The 16,731-nt window shown below is 69.6% G+C and carries 14 protein-coding genes; 3 read left to right on the forward strand and 11 right to left on the reverse strand.

The window, feature by feature from the left end:
• The first annotated feature begins 798 nt into the window (after nucleotides 1-798).
• The gene (locus AB0B89_RS02890; RefSeq protein WP_358547176.1) at nucleotides 799-1,278 is read left to right on the forward strand and encodes a hypothetical protein; all 480 of its coding nucleotides are present in this window, start codon (nucleotides 799-801) and stop codon (nucleotides 1,276-1,278) included.
• Nucleotides 1,279-1,390: 112 nt separating this feature from the next.
• Here the strand turns inward: AB0B89_RS02890 and AB0B89_RS02895 are convergent, their stop codons facing one another.
• Together AB0B89_RS02895 and AB0B89_RS02900 are read right to left on the reverse strand one after the other, a co-directional pair.
• Complete coding sequence (locus AB0B89_RS02895) at nucleotides 1,391-2,035, reverse strand: GNAT family protein (protein WP_358547178.1); 645 nt, start codon at nucleotides 2,033-2,035, stop codon at nucleotides 1,391-1,393.
• Between the two features lie 163 nt (nucleotides 2,036-2,198).
• Nucleotides 2,199-3,473, reverse strand: a complete 1,275-nt coding sequence (locus tag AB0B89_RS02900; protein ID WP_358547361.1) for a pyridoxal phosphate-dependent aminotransferase — start codon at nucleotides 3,471-3,473, stop codon at nucleotides 2,199-2,201.
• Nucleotides 3,474-3,571: 98 nt separating this feature from the next.
• Between AB0B89_RS02900 and AB0B89_RS02905 the strand changes: the two genes are divergently transcribed.
• Nucleotides 3,572-4,513 (forward strand): LysR family transcriptional regulator, encoded by a 942-nt coding sequence (locus tag AB0B89_RS02905; protein ID WP_358547180.1) that lies wholly within the window; start codon nucleotides 3,572-3,574, stop codon nucleotides 4,511-4,513.
• A gap of 65 nt (nucleotides 4,514-4,578) precedes the next feature.
• On the opposite strand, the gene AB0B89_RS02910 is transcribed toward AB0B89_RS02905, so the two are convergent.
• Complete coding sequence (locus AB0B89_RS02910) at nucleotides 4,579-4,965, reverse strand: SCO5389 family protein (protein ID WP_358547182.1); 387 nt, start codon at nucleotides 4,963-4,965, stop codon at nucleotides 4,579-4,581.
• Between the two features lie 99 nt (nucleotides 4,966-5,064).
• Nucleotides 5,065-6,021, reverse strand: coding sequence for an ATP-binding protein (locus AB0B89_RS02915; RefSeq protein WP_358547185.1), 957 nt, complete (start codon nucleotides 6,019-6,021; stop codon nucleotides 5,065-5,067).
• 206 nt (nucleotides 6,022-6,227) lie between these two features.
• On the opposite strand from AB0B89_RS02915, the gene AB0B89_RS02920 reads away from it, so the two are divergent.
• Nucleotides 6,228-8,162, forward strand: a complete 1,935-nt coding sequence (locus tag AB0B89_RS02920; protein ID WP_358547187.1) for an amino acid transporter — start codon at nucleotides 6,228-6,230, stop codon at nucleotides 8,160-8,162.
• An 86-nt stretch (nucleotides 8,163-8,248) separates the two neighbouring features.
• On the opposite strand, the gene AB0B89_RS02925 is transcribed toward AB0B89_RS02920, so the two are convergent.
• From AB0B89_RS02925 to AB0B89_RS02955, 7 genes are all read right to left on the reverse strand, one after another.
• Entirely contained in the window at nucleotides 8,249-9,118 is an 870-nt protein-coding gene (locus tag AB0B89_RS02925) for a hypothetical protein (protein WP_358547190.1), read from the reverse strand.
• A 131-nt stretch (nucleotides 9,119-9,249) separates the two neighbouring features.
• Nucleotides 9,250-10,755: a serine/threonine-protein kinase gene (locus AB0B89_RS02930; RefSeq protein ID WP_358547193.1), complete on the reverse strand. Its 1,506-nt coding sequence runs from the start codon at nucleotides 10,753-10,755 to the stop codon at nucleotides 9,250-9,252.
• Nucleotides 10,756-10,877: 122 nt separating this feature from the next.
• On the reverse strand, nucleotides 10,878-11,273 hold the full coding sequence (locus AB0B89_RS02935; protein ID WP_358547195.1) for an Rrf2 family transcriptional regulator: 396 nt from the start codon (nucleotides 11,271-11,273) through the stop codon (nucleotides 10,878-10,880).
• Complete coding sequence (locus tag AB0B89_RS02940; RefSeq protein ID WP_358547197.1) at nucleotides 11,273-12,130, reverse strand: ABC transporter permease; 858 nt, start codon at nucleotides 12,128-12,130, stop codon at nucleotides 11,273-11,275. Before AB0B89_RS02940 ends, AB0B89_RS02935 begins: the two co-directional genes overlap by 1 nt.
• A 9-nt stretch (nucleotides 12,131-12,139) precedes the next feature.
• Nucleotides 12,140-12,970: an ABC transporter ATP-binding protein gene (locus tag AB0B89_RS02945; RefSeq protein WP_358547199.1), complete on the reverse strand. Its 831-nt coding sequence runs from the start codon at nucleotides 12,968-12,970 to the stop codon at nucleotides 12,140-12,142.
• A 76-nt stretch (nucleotides 12,971-13,046) separates the two neighbouring features.
• Nucleotides 13,047-14,105 (reverse strand): ABC transporter substrate-binding protein, encoded by a 1,059-nt coding sequence (locus tag AB0B89_RS02950; protein WP_358547202.1) that lies wholly within the window; start codon nucleotides 14,103-14,105, stop codon nucleotides 13,047-13,049.
• Between the two features lie 194 nt (nucleotides 14,106-14,299).
• Nucleotides 14,300-16,612 carry a glycoside hydrolase family 95 protein gene (locus AB0B89_RS02955; RefSeq protein ID WP_358547204.1) on the reverse strand — a complete coding sequence of 771 codons (2,313 nt, stop codon included), beginning with the start codon at nucleotides 16,610-16,612 and terminating at the stop codon, nucleotides 14,300-14,302.
• Nucleotides 16,613-16,731 lie beyond the last annotated feature (119 nt).

A 16,731-nucleotide genomic window follows, 5' to 3' on the forward strand; every position in this document is an offset into this window, starting at 1 on the left:
CGACACGCGGGGTGGTCCCATCACTGGCAACCGGGTGGTCCCATGCTCGTGGCAGAAAACCACCCTCGGTGGTCCCATAAGCCTGGCCGGCGACAACGAGCTGGCAGCGCATCTGGACACCGAAACGCGGCTTGAGAACCGAGCACCCTCGGCGCTGCGGTTCTAACAACCAAGATCACGTCGCGCGGATGGGCGAGGGTATAGCAGTCCGGTGCGACGGAGCCCCCCACGGGGAAGCACTGGGTGGGGGGCTCATCAATCTTTCGGCAAACGCCATGCAGGACCATAACCATGCTGCTCGGTGGGCTGGTGCTGAGGGACGAAGCGCCGGACCTCCGATCGCCCCCAACCCCGTACGTAGATCAGCCACCCTGTGGCGATCGTGAGGGCGTGGTGGTGGCTGCCTGACTGGTACAGGCTGTGTGCTGTCGGGGGCCGTCGCCTGAGGACGGCGCGCCCCCGGGACCGGCCCCAAGGCCGCATGCCCGGGGAGCGCTGGCCGCCCGCAGGGCGGCGGCCCCCGGCGAGCGAAGCGAGCCTTTAACCCTGTAGAGAAGATCCTCGCCGAAACGGCTCTGCCCTCGGCTGAGTTGTATGCGTTGTGCTCGGTGTCCGTGGGGATCGGGGCTGTGATGGCACCCGGCGCGAAGGCTCTCAAGTGTCCTGCCAGCACAGCAAGCCCCCTGTAAGCGGCCTGCAATTGGAGCTGTAAGCAGCCTGCAATGGGACGGGTTTTCACTGGTAGCACGAACCCCGGAGCAAGAGCCGGGGAGCACCCCTCAGTCTGGGAGATCCAAAATGCGTCGCTCCGTCCGCACCCTTCTCGGCATCGCCGCCGCCTCAACCGTCCTCGCCGTCGGCGTCCCTGCCTTCGCCTCCTCCGCGTCGGCGTCCACCCAAGGAACCGCGCGCAAAGTGTTGCTTGAGGACGACTTCTGGGGCTACAACTACTCCAAGTACTTCCACGGCTCGCCGGCCAAGGCCAAGGGCCACGTCTACGAAGAGAACGACGGCAGCTTCCACGTCGAGGGCAAGCTGTACGACAAGAACTCCCCGAACTGGCTGTGCGGCTACGTCCAGGTCAAGTTCGAGAACGAGGACGGCGACGAGTCGACGTACTGGGCGAAGAAGTGCGGCTCCAGCGGCTACCGCTACTTCCACTTCTACGAGGACGACGTCGACAACATCCAGGTCCGGGTCTGCTACTACGACAACAACCACGGCACGAAGAAGTACTGCGGCCGCTGGGACTACATCTACGAGGCAGACGAGCAGTAATCCTCAACGCCGAACGCGAGAGACCGATGGAAAACAGGGCAGCCCGCCCGGAAGCCACGAAGGCCTCCGGGCGGGCTGTCTGTTCCATGGGTTCATAGAAGGAACGGGGATCTCACGCCGCTTCCACGAGGCCGAGCCTCGCGTGCATCCGTTCTCGGACCTGCGGCCATTCGGTGCTGAGGATCGAGTAGTAGGCGGTATCTCGGACCGTGTCGTCGGCGCCTCGGCTGTCCGCCCGCCGCACCCCGTCGAGGTGTGCGCCGAGGGCCTCGATGGCGGCCCGGGAACGTACGTTGCGTACGTCCGCCTTCAGGGTGATGCGGTGGACCTGCCAGGTCTCGAAGGCGAGCGAGAGCATGAGGTACTTGCTCTCCCGGTTCACGCTGGTGCCCTGGGCCGATGCGGCCAGCCAGGTGTAACCGATGTCCGCCACGGACGGGACCTCGCCCACCACGCCACGCGCGCCGGGAGGCCAGGGCAGGGGGCCCTGCCAGTACTCCAGGTGCATCAGACGGGTGGCACCGACGATTCTGTCGGTGTGCAGCCACCGGATGGCGAAGGGCACAGTTCGGCCCTCCGCCTGCTCAGCCAGAGCCGCCTCGACGTACGAGGTCATCTCTTCCCGGCCAACGGGAACGCGAGTGAAGGCGTAGGTGGAGCGGTCTTCACTCGCCGCGGCGACCAGGTCGTCGACCACCGCGTGGCTGAGAGGTTCCAGGCGCACGGAGCGCCCGGACAGGGTGACAAAAGCGGGCATGAGCACATGATGGGGGCTCTCTTGTAGACGCTGCACCAAATCGGATGGAACATCTTGGGGGGCGTCCGCGAGAGCAGTGATCCGAAACAAGAAATCGCAGGTCAGGCGGGTGATCCCGGCCGTCGTCGGCAGGGGGTGAACAGTAAAAGTTCGGTAATGCAGATCACGGAGTCGCCGGGGCCAGCGAGCCGGGAATCCAGGCCACGAATCGCCTCCTTTCGCTGAACCCCGCGAGCGCCTCTTCCAGGTGCCCGAGAGAGGCCGCGACCCAGGGCAGATCGAGCGGCCGCTCGGCGTTCAGCGTGGCCAGCCGCTGCTCCTCGCCCTCGCCGTACAGCAGGCTCGTGGCGACCCGCACGCGGTGGTTCCCGGGCGCGTCGCCGAACGCCGAGCCCGGCAGCACGCCCACCCCGTGCCCGTCGAGCAGCGCGGAGGCGAGCTCGGCGGAGGTGGTGAACCGACGAAGGGGCGCGAGGTCGGGGTAGAGGTAGAACCCTCCCTGCGGGTACGTCAGGCGGGCGCCCGCCCTCGCGAAACGGTCGGCCACCGCCCGCGCCACGATGCCGTGGAGCCTCCTGCTCGCGGTGACGCGCTCGACGAGCTCGGGCGGCTCGGTGTACGCGTACGCCGCCGCGTGCTGCACCGGGGTGGCCGGGCTCGACCAGATCTCGGAGGCGACGGCGAGAAGCCTGTCGCGCAGGGGCGCCGACGTGAGCCGTGCCACCCCGATGCGCCACCCGCCGATCGCGAGGCTCTTGCTCAGCCCGCTGGTGACGACGGTCCGCTCGGGTGCGATGTCGGCCGGGCTCAGGAATGCCGCGCTCTCGTCGTGGACGAGGTCCCGGTAGATCTCGTCCGAGATGATCATCAGGTCCAGTTCACGGGCGACCTGGACGAGACGGGTGACGGTCTCCGGGGCCGCCAGCCTGCCCGTCGGGTTGTCGGGCAGGGTCAGCAGGACCGTGTTCACCGTACGGCCCTGAGCGCGCGCGTGCAGGACGGCGCCCGCCACCTGGTCGGGATCCGGCGTCCCCCCCTCGCCGGGGGGCGCGGGAACCAGGATCGGGCGGACGCCGGCGAGCTCGGCCTGGGCCGCGTAGCTCACCCAGCTCGGCATCGGCAGCACGATGTCGCCGCCGATCGCGAGCAGGAGCGCGTACAGCAGGGGCTTACTTCCGGGGCCGCAGACGACCAGTTCGGGATCGGTGGGCAGCCCGCGCCGGGCCCAGTAGCCCGCCGCCGCCTCGCGGAGGCCGTGGGCGCCGGCGACGGGTCCGTAGCAGTTCTCCTGCGAGGCCTCGGCGAGGCGATCGCGCAGTGCCGGGTGGACGGGAAGACCTGCCTCGCCGAAGGCGAGGTTGAGGACCCGCTGCCCGGCGCGGCGTCTTCGGGCAATGTCCTCATTAGCCGCCAGAGTGGCAGAAAGCGTGATGTTCACGGTCATAACCTCCTGGTACGGGGGAACGTCCCCAAGCTTGAGCGGGTACACCCATCAGTACAAGCGAGGCTTTTCGTGGGTGACCATAAGGAGAAGCGATGCTCGACGTCCGGCGCCTGGCGTTGCTCCGCGAGTTCGCGCGCAGAGGGAGCATCGCCGCGACCGCCGCCTCGCTCGGGTACAGCGCGTCGGCGGTCTCCCAGCAACTGGCGGCCCTGGAACGCGAGACGGGTTCGGTCCTGCTGGACCGTACGTCCCGGAGTGCCGAGCTCACGGACGCGGGGCACCGTCTCGTCGAGCACGCCGAGCGGATCCTCGCCATGGTGGAGGCGGCCGAGTCCGACCTGTCCGCCCACGCGGCCACTCCTTCTGGTCGCGTCGTCGTGACCGCCTTCCCGACGGGTGCGGTGGCGTTCGCCCCGGTGCTCGCGAGGTCACTGCGCCGCCACACGTCGCTGTCGCTCCGGCTACGCCAGAGTCGCTCCGGGCGTGGCATGCGGGAGGTACAGGCGGGCGAGGTTGACATCGCGCTCGTGGACGACTGGTACGGGAGCCTCCGCGCCCGCGACACCGAGGCGTTGCGCGTCATGCCGCTGCTGGTCGATCCGCTCGTGCTGGTGGTGCCCCGGCGGCACCGCATGGCCGACCCGTCGGTCCCCGTCGACCTGTGGGCGCTGCGCGACGAGCCGTGGATGGCCACCCCGGACGGCGAGCCCTCCCGCATGGCGGTGGACAGGCTGCTCTCCGATGTGGGCGGCGCCCACCCGGTGCCGTGGGAGTTCGAGGGCCTCGGGACCATCCTGAGCCTCGTGGCCAAGGGCATCGGCATCGCCGCCGTGCCCGCGCTGGCGCTCGCCGCCGGCGTCAGGGGCGTCGCGGTGCGGGAGTTCCCCGGCGACCCGGTCACCCGCGAGGTGCAGGCCGTGGTCAGGGCGTCGAGCGTGAACCGCCCGTCCGTGGCCGCGACACTGCGGGCCTTGCACGTGGCGGCGCGCTATCTGGCCGCCGATCTGGCACCGGTGCGGTCCTCCGCCGAGTAGGGCATACGGAAACCGGTACGGCCCCCGCCGTGGTGCCTGGCGGGAGCCGTACGGAGCGCGGTGCGTCAGCAGTCGACCAGGTCGGGCTGCTGGTTGAGGATCTGGGCGCGTGCGGTGACGAACTCCGCGTGCGCCTTCTCGGCCGTCGGGTCGAACACGGCGACACGGTGGCAGTTCTGGAAGGCGAGCCGCACGCCGAAGTGCCGCTCCAGCGCACCGCGCATCGAGTCACTGGCCAGGCACCGCAGGAGCTGGCCGCGCGCCGCCTCGTCCGGTGGTGGCGTGTGGTTGTCCGCGAACTCGGCGCCGCTCTCCTGGCGTTGCCGCACCAGTCCGGTGATCAGGGTCCAGGCGTACGGGAGGGAGTCGCGGACGCAGGCAAGGAACGCCTCGTCGTCGACGTCACCCGCGCGTGCCTGGTCGATGAGCTCGTTCGGAACGGTCAGCGACATGCTTGGTTCTCCTCTCGGGAGGGACGAACTCGACGTTAGGCGTCGCGTCGCCCCGGCTCCAGGTGGCGTTATGGGAACAGTCGCGTAAGCGGCCGCCCGTCATCCGGCTCCGACGGTCGGGCGCTCGCCGAAGACGAAGTCGTGGTCGATCTGCTGGAGAAGGTCCTCGCCGGTGGCCCGGTTGGCCCACGCCCGCGCGTTTCGCGTGTGGAACTCGATCGCCTGGCGGCCGAACCTCTCCCAGTCCTTCTTCTGGGCGCGCAGGTGGCTCATGAGCACCGTGAGAGCCTCCCGGTTGGCCGGTTCGAGGTCGTCGAGGGTGAACGCGTGGCCCTGCTCCATGGACCGGACGGCCGGCGAGTGCTCCAGGCACACCAGCAGGTCGTCTCCGACCTGCTCCCGGAGGAAGGCGACGTCGGCCTCGGAATGGGCCTTGTTGCCGACCACCGCGATCGGCACGTCGAAGTCGCGGGCGTGGTCGCGGTACTGGCGGTAGACGCTCACGCCCTGTCTCGTCGGCTCGGCGACCAGGAAGGTCATGTCGAACCGGGTGAACAGCCCGGAGGCGAAGGAGTCGCCGCCCGCCGTCATGTCGACGATGACGTGCTCCTCGGGCCCGTCGACGAGGTGGTTGAGGAAGAGCTCGACCGCGCCGACCTTGGAGTGGTAGCACGCCACGCCCAGGTCGTCCTCGCTGAAGGGGCCGGTGACCATCAGCTGGAACCCCTGGACGCCGGTGGCGAACCGCTCCATGAAGAAGGGATCGGTGACGCTCACCAGCCGCGACCCCCGGCCGGGCGGAGTGGTCTTGACCATGGACGAGGCGGAGGTGACCCGGGGGTTGCCGCCCCGCAGATACTCCTTGATCTCGCCGATATGGGCGCCCAGCGGCTGGGGCAGCGCCGACGGGTCGAGCCCGAGCACCAGCCCGAGGTGCTGGTTGATGTCGGCGTCGATGGCGACCACCTGGCCGCACTGCCGCGCTGCGTACCTGGCGAACAGGGACGAAAGCGTCGTCTTACCGCTCCCGCCCTTGCCGACGAAGGCAACTCTCATAGGTCGGATCCAATCTGATTATGAAAACCATTGCAAGTACCGAGTGGCTCATCATGCCACGTGCCTGGGCTTTCCTCAGCGGTTCATGACCAGGCGCGAGAAGTTCCTTGTCACGGTTGTCCACAGGTGGCAGGGGTTGGTCCCGCGGGCCCCGGCCGTTGAGTAGGGTTCCTGTCGTCCCGCGGCACTTACTAAGGGGTGACAAGGTGGGGGCCACTTCCACTCCACCGGCGGCCGACGAGCGCGCCGACGAGAAACTGCGTGCCTGGCTGCTGCACGGCCTGCTCCATTCCGACCGCAAGTCCGTCGGCCACCACGCCGAGCCTGCGGCCCATGAGCAGCACCGGTGGTGGCAGGTCATGTGCCTCACCGGTGTCGACTACTTCTCCACGCTCGGCTACCAGCCGGGCATCGCCGCGCTGGCCGCAGGGTCGCTCTCGCCCATCGCCACGCTGCTGCTCGTCGCGCTCACCCTGTTCGGCGCCCTGCCGACCTACCGCGCCGTGGCCGCGGAAAGCCCGAACGGCCTGGGCTCGCTGTCCATGCTCGAAGGCCTGCTGCCGGGGTGGCGGGGCAAGCTCCTCGTGCTGTTCCTGCTCGGGTTCGTCGCCACGGCGTTCGTGGTCACGATCACCCTGTCCGCGGCCGACGCCACGGCCCACGTCCTGCAGAACCCCTTCGTCCCCGACTTCTTGGAGGGGTGGAAGGTCCCGATCACGCTGCTGCTCATCGTGCTGCTCGGCGTGGTGTTCCTCGGCGGCTTCAGCGAGGCCATCGGCCTGGCCGTGATCCTCGTGGCGGTCTATCTCCTGTTCAACGTCGTGGTCGTGGTCACGTCCGTCGTGCAGGCCATCGCCCATCCGGCCATGGTGGGCGACTGGCAGCACGCGCTCACCACCGAGCATTCAGGGCCGCTCGCGATGATCGGCCTCTCGCTGTTCGTGATGCCCAAGCTCGCGCTCGGTCTGTCGGGGTTCGAGACCGGCGTCGCGGTGATGCCGCTGGTGAAGGGCGATCTTGAGCAGCGCGTCAAGGGCGCCAGGCGGCTGCTGACCGTCGCCGCGCTGATCATGAGCGTCTTCCTCATCGCCAGCAGCTTCGCGACCAGCGTGCTCATTCCGGCCGAGGAGTTCAAGGAGGGCGGCAAGGCCAGCGGGCGCGCCCTCGCCTACCTCGCCCACCAGTATCTCGGCGACCTGTTCGGCACGGCGTACGACATCAGCACGATCGCCATCCTGTGGTTCGCCGGCGCGTCGGCCATGGCGGGGCTGCTCAACATCGTGCCGCGCTACCTTCCCCGCTACGGCATGGCGCCCGACTGGACGCGGGCGGTGCGTCCCCTGGTGCTGGTGTTCACCGGCATCGCCTGCGCCATCACGCTCTTCTTCCACGCGGGTGTGGAGGAGCAGGGCGGGGCGTACGCCACGGGGGTGCTGGCGCTGATCCTTTCGGCCGCGGTCGCGGTCACCCTGTCCTCCTGGCAGCACGGCAGGCGCGGGCGGGCCGCCGCCTTCGGCGTGGTGGCGCTCATCCTCGCGTACACCGCCGTCGCGAACATCATCGAGCGGCCCGACGGTCTGAAGATCGCGTTCTTCTTCGTCGTCGCCATCGTCGTCACCTCGATCATCTCCCGGGCCACACGCTCCACCGAACTGCGCGTCAGCGCCATCGAGTTCGACGAGAAGGCGAAGAGCCTCATCGAGGTCCCTGGCAAGATCCGCATCATCGCCAACGAGCCCGACGCGCGCGACGAGCAGGAGTACGCCGACAAGGACCACGAGACGCGGCGCAACCACCACCTGCCCGACGACGAGCCCCTGCTCTTCCTGGAGATCACGGTGGGGGACGCCTCGGAGTTCCACTCCGAGCTGTGCGTGCGGGGCGAGGAGCGCCACGGATACAAGATCCTGCGGGTGGAGGGCGCCACGGTGCCCAACGCGATCGCGGCGGTTCTGCTGCACATCCGCGACGAGACGGGCAAGCTCCCGCACGTCTACTTCCACTGGTCCGAGGGCAACCCCATCGCCGCGCTCCTGCGCTACCTGGTCTTCGGCGGGGGCGACGTCGCGCCTCTCACCCGTGAGGTGCTCCGCCAGGCCGAGCCCGACGACACCCGCCGCCCCCCGGTCCACGTCGGCTGACCCGGCCTGTGACCCGGGCCTGGTCCTTACGCGGGGTCAGGTGGCGTCGCGCGGGGTCAGGTTGCGTCGGGTCAGGTTGCGTCGGGTCAGGTTGCGTCCGGTGGGGTGGCGTCGGGTGGGTTCGTGGCGTCCGGTGGGGTGGTGTTCGGGGGTGGTGGGGGGAGGAGGTCCTGGGGCGTGGAGATCTGGAAGCCCCAGGCGTCCGTCGCCAGGCCGTTGAAGGCGTCGGCGATGGCCAGGGCCACCGCCCCGGTGTCGGCGAGTGCCTCGTCGCCGGTCAGGGTGATCGTGCCCTCGGAGTCCTCGAAGGGGCGCACGTCCACCCTGACCACCTCGGAGGCGTACGGCATGACGGCGCGCACGGCCGAAGGGATCTCGGTCGTGGGGGTGAGGGACACCAGGATGTCGGCTCCGCCGTACATGGCGAAGCCTTCCTGGTACCGGTGGGCGATCCCGTCGAGGAGCTCGGCGGACCCCGCCTCCTCCCAGGACGGCTTCAGCGACTCGGCCGGGCGCAGGCGGTCGCTCAGCAGCGAGATCATCTCCTCGTGCGGCGGCATCTCGCCGAGGTACGCGACCGGCCCCACGGAGTCGTCGTCGGTGGGGTCGCTCATCTCGCCCCTGGTCATCGCCCAGCCGCCGAGGCGGTAGGCGATTCCCTCCGCCAGTCGCTTGTCGAGACCGTTAACGGGCAGCGGGCCGTCGGCGACGACCCGCTGAGCCCAGAGGTGGTCCTCGTCGGTGATCAGGAGCTTGCGGAGCTCCTCCTCCGTCAGTTCGAGGCCGGCCTTCACCCGGATCCCCGTGAGCACGATGTCGTCGCCGTCGGCGTGCGCGTCCGGATCGGCCAGCCGCAGGACCACGAGAAGCGCCGCCGGGCTCGGCTTGGCGGGCAGCAGAACGGTGGGTCCCGTGCGCAGATGGCCGAGAAGAAGACGCTTCGAGAGCCAGCTCATGCACATCTCCTCGTGATCGAGATACGACCGACCTTAGTAGGAATTCATCGAGCGGTGATGCCTTGTCGCCGGTTGGTGGGGCCGATTTCCTTCACCGGCGCCGCCGACTGGCAGCGAACCTACCGGGAAGGTCATCTGGGGGTGGTAAGTCCCGGAGGACGGTAGTACTTGAAGACGGCCTCCATGGTGGGGCCGAGGCGTTCCCATTCGGCCGTGGTGGTGACCCAGTCGATGACGCTGAGGCGGTCGCCCGTGACGATCATCCTCTGGATCTCGTGGTAGGGCACCCCCTTGACGGCCCAGGAATGGTAGCCGGGCCCGGTCCAGGTGCTCTCCCACTCGGCCACGACGTCGCGCTTCGCGGGGACCTTCTCAAGGCGGATCTTCCGGTACTTCCTGACCGAGCTGGAAAGGGACGTCTCGACCTCGCGCAGCAGGTCCAGCGGGTCCCTCCCGCGAGAGTCGATGACCTCCAGCCCCAGGTAGGCCGTGCCCGTACGGTCGGCCCAGGTGAAGTGGTCCTCCTGGATGCCGAGCCGCCAGCCTCGCGGCACTCCCGCCTTCCACCCCCGGCCCGCGTCGTACCACCTCAGCCTCAACCGGCTCGGGGAGGGAGTGGGCGTCGCGACCGGAGTCGCGGTCGGCGTCGTGCCGGACGCGGGAGCGGTCAGCGGAGACGCGCCGTCGCGACCGGCGCTCGCCGTGCCGGTCGGCCGCAGGACGGCCCACCCGCCGATCGCGCCCGCGACGATCACGACCGCCGCCACCCCGGCGAGGAGCTTCGTACGGCTCCCGCCCCGGGTGGGCGCGGGCGAGGGCGCCGGATCGCCGGGCGACACGATGGCGTCGAGCAGGCGCTGGGCCTCGGCGGCGCCCATCCGTTTGGCGGGATCCTTGGCGAGCAGCCCGGCCAGCACCGGGCGCAGCTCGGCGGGCGCCTTGGTCAGCTCGGCGTCCTGGGTGAGGAGCGAGGCCACCGGTCCCATGGTGCTGTCGAAGGGGGGCTTGCCGACGACCGTGGCGAAGAGGGTCGCGCCGAGCGACCAGAGGTCGGCGGAGGGCGCGGCGGGCGCCCCGGCCGCGCGTTCCGGCGCGAGGAAGCCGGGCGATCCGATCGTGCCGCTCCGCTGGGCCAAGGGGTCGCCGAGGGACGTGGCGATGCCGAAGTCGCTCAGCACCACGCGGCCGTCGTAGCCGATGAGGATGTTGGCCGGCTTCACGTCGCGGTGCACCACTCCGGCGGCGTGCGCGACGGACAGGGCGGTGAGGACGTCGCGCCCGATCGTCGCGGCGCGGGAGACGGAGAGCGGGCCCTCGCTGGCGATCACCCGGTCGAGGGAGCGCGACGGCACGAGCTCCATGATGATCCAGGGCCGCCCGTCCTCCTCGGCCACGTCGAAGACGCTGACGATGGTGCGGTGGTTGAGCCGCGCGGCCGTACGGGCCTCGCGGGAGGTCCGATGGACCATCTGGAGCTGCTGACGGGAGTCGAGCCTGTGCGGGACCAGCACTTCCTTGACCGCCACCGGCCGGTCGAGGAGCGTGTCGTGCCCCTCCCAGACCATGCCCATGCCGCCCTGACCGAGTGCTCTCACCAGCCGGTACCGCTTCACCACCAGCTGCCCAGGAGTTCCCATCCGAAAATGCCCCTTCGCGGGCGATAGATAGAGATGTCAGCAGATCGGCAGTCTTCCACAAACGCCGGCTTTGGCGCGCTCCAACCGAAGGGGTCGTACAAGACGTACGGGACGGGCCGGCATCAGGCGAGAGGCGGGAGGGAGCCGCTGGCGATGTGGGCCAGCGTGATCTCCGTCAGCGTCGTGTTCTCGAACGTCCGCAGCGCCGTCCACACCTCGGCGAGCGGCCCGGCGACCCCGGGGAACCGCTCGCTGTGGGAGGGTACGCCCTCGATCACGAGGATGATGTCGGCGAGAGTGATCTCGGTGGCCGGCCTCGCGAGCCAGTAGCCCCCCTCGGGGCCCCGCTGGCTCTCGATGAGCCCCGCGCGCCGCAGCTGGAGCAGGATGTTGTCCAGGAATCTGCGGGGGATGTCCTGGGAGCTCGCTATCCGCTCCGCGGGCACGGGGCCCGGAGGAGCGGCGGCCAGCTCCGCGGCGGCGCGCAGGGCGTACTGTGTCCTGGCGGAGATCCGCATCAGCCTACGCGCTGGTCGAGCCCCCAGCGGCGCCGGAGAGCGTTGTCGGCCGCGCCGAAACACATGTCCACGACGATGCCGATGACGAGGATCACGATCATCGTGGCCAGCAGGCCCGGGGCGTCGGAGAGCTCCCTGGCGTTGTCGAGCTGCTCGCCGATCGACGTCTGGTTGGCGATGATCACCAGGAGCTCACCCGCCATCAGCGACCGCCACGCGAACGCCCACCCCTGCTTGAGCCCCGAGAGGAACGACGGCAGCGAGGCGGGCAGGATGACGTGCCGGTAGAGCGCCAGCCGCCGCAGCCCGAGGATGTGCCCGGCCCTGAGCAGGATCGGCGGGGTGTAGTCCACGCCCGCGATCAGCCCGTTCGCGATGGACGGCGCCGCGCCGAGGACGACCACGAAGAGGATCGCGCTCTCGCTCAGCTTGAACAGCAGGATCGCCAGCGGGAACCACGCGATGGAGGGCATGGTCTGCAGGCCCGTGATCAGGGAGCCGAACGCCGCCCGCAGGGGACGCACGCGCGACACGGCCGCGCCGACGATCAGCCCGACCAGCACCGCGACCGCGAACCCGGTGACGGCGCGGCGCATCGTCACGGCCACGGCCGTGTAGAACTCGGGGTCGCCGAGGCGGGTCCAGAGGTCTCCGAGGACGGCGACGGGGCCCGGGAAGACGTACTCGGGACGCCACCCGCTGAGTACGACCAGTTCCCAGATCACCAAGACCAGCACAACGGCGGAGATCATCGGCCAGGCGCGCGACCAGACCCTCGCGGCGACGCCGCGCTGCTCCCGGTGGGACAGCTCCAGCGCGTCCAGACCGGCGATCTGTTGGGAGATATCAGCAGTCATGACGCACCATCACTTCTCAGCGCCGGCGCCGACGGGCTGCTGCGCCGGCCGGGCGTGACGCAGCACCTCCTGACGAAGCCTGTCGGTGATGCTCCCGGCAAGCTCGGCCACCTCGCCGGAGTCCGTACGGCGCGGCCGGGGGAGCGTGACGGGGAACTCCTCGATCACCGTGCCCGGCCTGCTGCTCAGCAGCACCACCCGGTCACCCAGCCGCACGGCCTCGCGCACGTTGTGGGTCACGAACAGGACGGACAGCTCGCGCTCCCGCCAGATGCGCTCCAGTTCGTCGTGGAGCAGGTCGCGGGTCATGGCGTCCAGCGCGCCGAAGGGCTCGTCCATGAGCAGCACGTCGGCGTCCTGGGCCAGGGCCCTGGCGAGCGCGACGCGCTGGCGCATGCCGCCGGACAGCTCGTGCGGGCGCTTGGCGCCGAAGCCGCCCAGGTGGACGATCTCCAGCAGCTCCTCCGCCCGCGCGCGGCGCTCCTTCTTCGACGTGCTCCTGGACGAGCTCTTCACCCGGAGCGCCAGCTCGATGTTGGCCGAGACGGTGAGCCACGGGAACAGGGCGGGCTCCTGGAACATCATCGCGATGCGCCCGCCCTTGGTGTCGATCTCCCCGGCCGTGGGGCGGTCGAGCCCGGCGACCAGGTTGAGCATCGTGCTCTTGCCGCAGCCCGAGGCTCCGAGCAGGCAGACGAACTCGCCCTTGTCCACCGACAGCGTCACCCGGTCGAGGGCGAGGAGCTCCCGGCCGTACACCTTGGAAACCGCGTCCAGCCGGACCGCGGGCTCACGCCCGTCGGCCCGGCTGGGGCGCAGCTCCTGAATCGGAGCTGTCACTTCGACTCCTCACCCAGCGGCTCGCCGGCCCGTGACCGGGAGCGCCGCGTCGGCTCTTGTGGGGTGCAGTGCTTGGTCACTTGTCGCTCACCGCCTGCTGGCCCTTGGCGGCCAGCACCTCGTTGAGGATCGTGAGGTCGTAGATGCCGTTCAGGTCCACCGGGTCGAGCAGGCCGACCTGCTGGGCGTGCTCGGCGCTGGTCACCAGGGAGGAGGCGATCGGGTCGTTGGTGAAGGTGATGTTCTTGAAGGCGCTGTCCAGCACCTCGGTCTTGAGGGGCTTGCCGGACAGGTCCTGCAGCTCCGCGTTGATCGCTTCCTTGGCGCCGGCCGGGTCCGACTGGATGTAGGCGTTGGACTCGACGTGCGCCTCGATCAGCTTCTTCACCAGGTCAGGGTGCTCCTTGAGGAACTGCTGCCTGACGATGAGGTGCGTGATCACGAACTGCTTGTTCGGCCAGAGGTCGGCCTCGGTGACGAGGATCTTGCCCTTGCTCTCCTGGATCATGCGGCTCGCGAAGGGCTCGGGGACCCAGGCGCCGTCGATGTCGCCGGTGGCGAAGGTCTGCAGGGTCTGCGCGTTCTCCTGGGGGACGATCGAGACGTCGCCGCCGCCCTTGGTGTCGGTCTTCAGGCCCTGGTCCTTGAGCCAGAAGCGCAGCGCGACGTCCTGCGTGTTGCCGAGCTGCGGCGTCGCGATCTTCTTGCCCTTGAGGTCGGCGGCGCTGTTGATGGTCGGCTTGACGACGAGGTAGACGCCGCCCGACGCCGATCCGGCGACGATCTTGATGGCCTGGCCCTTGGACTTCGACCAGGCGTTGATCGCGGGGTTCGGTCCGATGTACGTCGCGTCGATGGCGTCGGAGAAGATCGCCTCGGTGGCCGCGGGGCCGGCGTTGAAGGTGGCGGTCTTCAGCGTCGCGTCGCTGCCCAGCGCCTTGGCGAAGAACCCCTTCTTGACCCCGACCAGCGCCGTGGAGTGCGTGATGTTGGGGAAGAAGCCGAGGCGGACCTCGGTCTTGGCCGCGCCGCCGCCGGAGGCGGAAGTGTCGCCTCCGCCGCAGGCCGCCGCGAGGGCGGTCACGGCGACCGCGGCCAGTGCTGCCGCCATCCCCCGGAGCCTGCGAACCTTCATGGACTACTCCTTAATTCCTACTTAATAAGTCGGGTAGGTGTATAAGACGATATGGCGCTCCTTCTGTCAAGCCGTGGTGACGGCACGGGCACGCGTTGTTACCGGTTCGTGTCCCGTGGAGTGACGCCATCGCCATTCTTTATGCGGATATATGGCGTTATGTCTGTTTCTGGAGGGTGCGGCTTCTTGAGGGCTCAGCCGACGGTGATCCGGTACGCGTTTCCGGTGGTCGCCTGGAACGCGGCCGTGTCGTCCTCGACGGCGCAGGGCACATGGGTGCGGCAGCCGCTCAGGAACGCGGGATTGCGCAGCCGTACCTCGCCGTCGGTGCCCGAGACGACGCGCACCTCGACGACCTCGCCCTCCTGCCAGGTGGCGCCGACCGTGTGGCCGCCCCGGGCGCGCAGGCCGTCGAAGGAGCCGTACGGCCACGCGGACGGCAGCGCGGGAAGCACGTCGATCACGCCCGCGTGGCTCTGCAGGAGCATCTCGGCGATCCCCGCCGTGGTCCCGAGGTTGCCGTCGATCTGGAACGGGGGATGCGTGCTCCACAGGTTGGGCAGGACGCCGTGCCTGAGCTGCTCGCGGAGCAGGTGGTGCGCGCGGTCGCCGTCGAGCAGGCGGGCCCAGAGGTTCATCTTCCAGGCCCTGCTCCAGCCGGGGCCGTCGTCACCGCGATGGTCCAGCGTGACCCGCGCGGCGTCGCCGTACTCGGTGCAGGGACGGATGCGGCGGCCCGGGTGCAGCGCGAAGAGGTGGGAGACGTGGCGGTGCGTGTCGTCCGGGTCGTCCCAGTCCTCCCGCCACTCCTGGAGCTGCCCGAACGATCCGACCCGCAGCCCCTCGTCCAGCTCGCCGAGGGCCTTGAGCACGTGGTAGCCGGGATCGACCCCGAGGTAGTCCGCGGCCTCGACGGTGTTCGCCAGCAGGTCCCACACGATCTGCTGCGACATCGCGGCGCCGGCCGAGAAGGGCCCGTGCTCGGGCGAGTGGCTGGGGGAGACGACGAGGCCCCGCTCCTCGGTCAGGTGGTCGAGCCAGAAGCCGGCCGTCTCGCGGAGCAGGGGGTACGCGTGGTCGCGCAGGTAGCGGAGGTCGCCGCTGAACAGGTAGCGCTCGTAGACGTGCTGGGCCAGCCAGGCGTTCGCCTCGGGGAACCAGAACGACGTCGGCCAGTCGTGCACCCCGGTGAACCCGAACGGGTTGGTGTTCTGGTGGACCACCCAGCCGGACGCGCCGAACATGGTCCTGGCGGTGATCCCCCCTGGAGCGCGCAGCCCGTCGACGAAACGCAGCAGCGGCGGCACGCACTCGCTCAGCCCGGTGACCTCGGCCGGCCAGTAGTTCATCTGGACGTTGATGTTGGTGTGCCAGTCGCCGTCCCACGGAGGCGTGGTGCTGTCGTTCCACAGGCCCTGGAGGTTGGCCGGCAGCGGGGAGTCCGACCGCGACGAGGCGATCAGCAGGTAGCGGCCGTAGGCGAACAGCAGCGTTTCGAGCGCCCGGTCGCGGGGGCCGCCGTCGCCGTACGCCGCGAGCGCCTGGTCCGTCGGTACCGCGTCCTGCGTCGCTGTCGCGAAATATCCGCCTATGTTGAGTTGGACGCGGTCGAAGAGGTCCCGGTGGTCGGCGACGTGCTCGGCCCTCAGTTCCGCGTAGCTCCGGGCGCACGCGTGGTCGACGCGCGAGGTGACCGTGACGTGCGGGTCGTCTCCGCGATAGCCCGGGTGCGCGTCCGCGTAGTCGGTGCCCGCCGAGAACACCACGGTCACGGCGTCGGCGCCGCGCACCGCCACCGCGCCTCCCTCGTCCGTACGGCTGCCACCCTCGGCCAGCACGCGGACCTGTCCCTCGAAGCGGAGCCCGTTGTCCTCCAGCGCTCCCCGGAGTGTCAGACGGCCTTCCCGCGCCCGTACCGGCGGGCAGAGCGGTGCGGCGGCGGCCGGCCGTACCGTGACGGACACCTGGCCGGGACGGTCGGCGGTGAGCCGTATGACGACCACCTGGGCCGGGTTGCTGGCGAAGTGCTCACGCGTGAAACGGACGCCGCCCGCCGAGTAGAGCACCGACGCGATCGCGGTCGAGAGGTCGAGCTCGCGGCGGTAGTCCGAGACGCCGTCCGGCGTACCGAAGTCGAGGAGAAGGTCGCCGAAGGGCTGGTAGGCGCCGAACCCGGGGATGTGACCGTCCATCCCGGCGAGGTTTCCGAGCAGGCGGGCCGCCTCGCAGGGCTCGACGCGCCCGTCCTCGGCGATCCGCCGCCTGACCTCGTCCAGCGCGCCCGGCCGGGGAGAGGGCCAGTCGCCGAAGCCGTACCCGTGCTCGGCGTCCTTCGAGCCAGGCCCGCCGGTCCACACTGTGCTCTCGTTCAGGGCGACACGCTCGGTTCCGAGCCGTCCGAACACCATCGCGCCGAGCCTGCCGTTGCCGATCGGCAGTGCGAGCCGTTCCCACGCGTCGTGCTCATCTGACTCGTCCGCGGGACGGTCGTACCACAGGGTCAGCATTTCTCCCCGATCAGCATAATGATCAAACTAAATCTTAACGGGGCGAATCAGAATTGGTTACAAGACGCGTTAAGTGTGGATTGTGGCTATTTGTCGGGGCACGGCGGCGGGACCGCGAC

Origin of the sequence: Sphaerisporangium sp. NPDC049002 (assembly GCF_040649355.1) — a bacterium.
Lineage (GTDB): Bacteria > Actinomycetota > Actinomycetes > Streptosporangiales > Streptosporangiaceae > Sphaerisporangium.